Annotated in this window: 2 protein-coding genes and 1 tRNA gene; all 3 read right to left on the minus strand. The window is 64.5% G+C overall.

Annotated features, from left to right (window positions below; genetic code table 11):
• Positions 1-518 precede the first annotated feature (518 nt).
• The 3 genes from Q0331_RS09095 to Q0331_RS09105 all read right to left on the minus strand — a co-directional run bounded on the left by Q0331_RS09095 (position 519) and on the right by Q0331_RS09105 (position 3941).
• Positions 519-1817 (minus strand): trypsin-like serine protease, encoded by a 1299-nt coding sequence (locus tag Q0331_RS09095; RefSeq protein WP_298076041.1) that lies wholly within the window; start codon positions 1815-1817, stop codon positions 519-521.
• Positions 1818-1843: 26 nt separating this feature from the next.
• Positions 1844-3133, minus strand: a complete 1290-nt coding sequence (locus Q0331_RS09100) for a hypothetical protein (RefSeq protein ID WP_367274980.1) — start codon at positions 3131-3133, stop codon at positions 1844-1846.
• A gap of 735 nt (positions 3134-3868) precedes the next feature.
• Positions 3869-3941 (minus strand) — tRNA-Arg (locus Q0331_RS09105).

Genomic DNA, 3941 nt, shown 5'->3' on the forward strand with positions numbered 1-3941 from the left:
CCCCTGACCTGCACTAATAGATGGTTATAAAAACAGAGTGGAAGATTTGGGACATGCTCCTCCGCGCCAGGCTTCCGAAAAACCCAATATTGGGAAATTCCCGAACGAGGGGCGCAGTTTCGCACCCTTACTCAGGTATCCCCCGCCCCCCGTTTAGGCCGTCTATGACGCTTACAGCGCTTCGGCTTAAAACCACCCCCACCACATCTGCCCGTCTAGCTTCACCCTAAGGCCGCCCATCTTCATCCGAAGCCTTCCCACCTCACCCGAAGGACACCGAATGTGCCCGCAGGCATGCCGAGGACTTGCTGCAGACACACCCGCAGGCATGCTGCAACACGCTGCGGGCACTACTCCGGAGAAGCGATGTCCCAAATCTTCGAGTTATTGAAAGTAGCGGGTTTGCAGCCAAATTTCGCAAGCCGCTGACCTGCGGAAACAAAATAGTTATATTCTAAGAGCTGGAATTTGGGACACTCCGCCCACAGAGTCAGGCTCAACGCGGTGCCAGACGCCGGTCAGGCCCGGCGCGCCCCCGACATCTTCCGTCGGCCAAGCCAGCCCAGCGCGAGCGCCAGCACCAACCCGGCCGCAGCCACCGCAAGGTATCGCCCGACGTAATCTCCGCTGGTCTGGGGTGTTTTCGGCGGCGCGGGAGTGGTGTCTGCTGTCAGCACGCTGGACGCGTCGCGCCCGCTGGTAACGTCCTCGATCCAGGAAGCGGCGTCCGAAAGTGTTGTGATGGCCGCGGTTGGCGAAGGCAGGTCCGGGTCTCCGTTGGCCGTGCCCGCAGTCGCGAGGCCTGCGAGTTTGCCACCGACGAAGAACGGCGCGCCTGAGTCGCCACCCTGCATTGCCGCGCGTGAGAGGGACTCTGCCTCGAGGATGCCGCCGACGATCTTTGGCATGACGCCACCCGCCCCATCCGCAGAAACCTCTCCGCCTCCCATGGCGATTTCGGCCGGGACGGACTCCACGCCTTCGGGGCTGGGAGCTTCCGCAGACGCAGAAGGCTTCGAAGAGCTGGACTTTCCGGGGGCGCCCGCGCCCTGAGCCGACGCGCCTGGCTTACCCGGCGCTGCTGCACCGGGGGCGGGGGATCCGGGCTCCGGCATGGCGCCGTCGCCCCGGAGGATCTGCGGCGCGCCCACGCCGCCGGAACCGCCGGGCGCGGGGACAGACTCCACGCCGCCTTCGACATGCGGCGCGTCCGGCGCCTGCGAGTCGGCCGGCGCTTCGGACTTTTCAGAGGTCTTCGGAGCTCCACTCCCGGTGCTCAGCGCGGCCGGCGCCTGCGAGTCAGCCGGTACTGGTGAGCCGCCCACGCCCGGCCCAGCGAGAACTTCCCGCACTCGCATCCGCGCCACCGGAAGATCGCCCTTGCGCGCCATCAGCGAGCTGCTACTCCAGCCGTAGAGATTCCCCTCGTCGCCCACGCCCGGCATGCTATCCGCCAGCTCCGCCGGAGTAACTCCCTCGACGGACTTGGTTAGGTGCAAGAGCCCGGCGTCCATAGCAGGCGACAGCGACCACGAATCCGCGTCGTAGACAGCACCCGCGATGCGCGCCTGCGTGCCCTCGTTGGAGACGGATTCCAGGCAGTGCCGCGCCGTCAGCACCCACTGCGGGGCCACGAGCGTGCCCGTGCAGTCGCCAAAGTTGCCGACGCGCCCGATCCGCAGGGATGCGACGGTCCGCGACTCCGCGTTGTCGGGTGCGTGCTCGCCGTATTCCAGCGCGCTGGCGGGTGCCACGCACGTGCCGGACAGGGCTGCCGTGGCCGCGATGGCTGCAGCTCGTGATGCTAGTTTCCTCATGCTTGCCTTCATGCTCGTTCCGCTCCTCATGCTCGTCCCCCCGCGATCAGCCGGACCGCCTGCGCGACGCAGCGCTCCGCCGGTCCCTGACCTGCAAATAACTTCCGCGCCGGCCCGGCGGCCAGCTTCTTCCACGCCCACGCGAACGCCAAGAACGCCGCGATAAACGCCGCCGCCCATAGATCCGAGTGCAGCGACACGTGCGTCTGCCACCACAGGGCCGAAAGCACGTGCAGGATGTACACCGTCAGCGCCATCGAACCCAGCGCGACCAGCGGATTCGTGGCCTTTACACGCCGCCCGACGATCAGGCTCAGGTGCAGCACGATGGCGGCGACGGCGATGGAAAGCACAATTTCACCCAGCACGCCCGTATGCCCGGTCGCGCGCGCCCAGCCGGGCAGGTCGGTCTGAAAGCGCAGGTAGAAGCCTACTGCTGCGGCGAGGCAGGCGATTGCGGTTGTTATCTTTGTGACGCCACCAGCCCCCGTGCCGTCCTTTCCCACGTACACGTCGAAGAGGATCATCCCGGCCAGGATGTACGCGCCCCACGCGAGGTGGGGGTACGGGAGCGGGAGTTCCAGCGGGGCGTAGCGCCACGTGGCGGCGGCTGTAGCGATGAGTAGCAAGGCGACTTTCGCGCCCGTCGGTAGTGGAGGTACCCAGGCGGTGGCGAGCATCGTTGCACCGAGGACGACCAGCACGACCTGGATCTCCCCGCCAGCGGGCAGAAGCGCCAGCCCGATGAGGGTGATCAGCGCCCCGCGGGCTGCGAGCTTCGCGATGGTCTGCGCGGTAGGCGCTTTGTTCGCGTTCGCGCCCGCGCTCGCACGCTCCGGAGCTGTGCGCTCCGTGCCAGCATGCGTCGGCGTCTGGATCTGTACCTGTGCTGCGTTGTGTGCTTGCGCGGCAGCGCGTGCGGTGGCATTGGTCCAGATGAGCATCATGGTCACGCCCGCGATTACCGCGAACAGTGCGGCCGGGAGCCCCGACAGGATCACCTTCGTTTGCCATAGCGGGTGGCCGAGGTGCAGGTAGATCATCCCGAGGATCGCGAGCCCGCGGGCGATGTCGAGCCCAAGGATGCGCGGGCGCTTCTGCGTGCCATTGCTTCCCGCTGAGATCTCCGTACGTTCTGCGCTTGCCGAACCATCGGCTGCAGTTTCAGCGTTGTTTGCGCTGGCGTTCTGGCTCTCGCCGTCCACGCGCTCTGCGCTTGCCGAACCATCAGCTGCTGTTTCAGCGTTGTTTGCGCTGGTGGGGGCTTGGTCTCCGCGGGTTGTCGCGGAGTTCCTCGAGGTAGGTGTTTTAACCACCCGGCTGTCTCCTTTTCAGTTCTCATTCTTAGTGTTCGAGCTCTGCGCTCGAACTCCATGCTCAAACTCAGTGCTCAAACTCAGTGCTCAAACTCAGTGTTCGAACTCCATGCTCAAGTCCAGAGCAGGCCCGCTATGCGGAACGATTGTCTTTTTTAATCCCCGATTCTTAAGATTTCCTGCTGCCCATTTGCAAGCCCCCTGTAAGTTTCTTCTAAGTCTCCCGCCCCGCCGAGCTGTTTTCCCACTCCGCCGAGCCATGCTCCCCCCTGTCCGGACTGCCCCTCCCGCCACGATCGCACTTGCGGAAGCCTGGATGTCCCAAATCTTCCACTTTCAACGAGTAGCACCTTTGCGGCAAAATTTCGCAACCCCCTGACCTGCACTAATAGATGGTTATAAAAACAGAGTGGAAGATTTGGGACATCCTCCTCCGCGCCAGGCTTCCGAAAAGCCCAATATTGGGAAATTCCCGAATGAGGGGCGCAGTTTCGCACCCTTAGTCAGGTATCCCCCGCCCCCGTTTCGGCCGTCTATGGCGCTTACAGAGCTTCGGCCTTTCGAGCGCTCAATTCCGAACAGCTACACCCCTCCCCGGTGCCCCCCACCAGCGGGCAACACACTAGCGTCACCCCACCAGCGGACACCACGCCAACGCCAGCCTCCCCAACGCCAACCCACGAACGCAAAATCCCCCGTGGCCGGCGGGTAACCGCTGGCCACGGGGGAAATTTGTGCGCCCGGAGGGATTCGAACCCCCAACCTTCTGATCCGTAGTCAGATGCTCTATCCGTTGAGCTACGGGCGC

The sequence above is a fragment of the uncultured Corynebacterium sp. genome, assembly GCF_937999985.1.
GTDB lineage: Bacteria > Actinomycetota > Actinomycetes > Mycobacteriales > Mycobacteriaceae > Corynebacterium.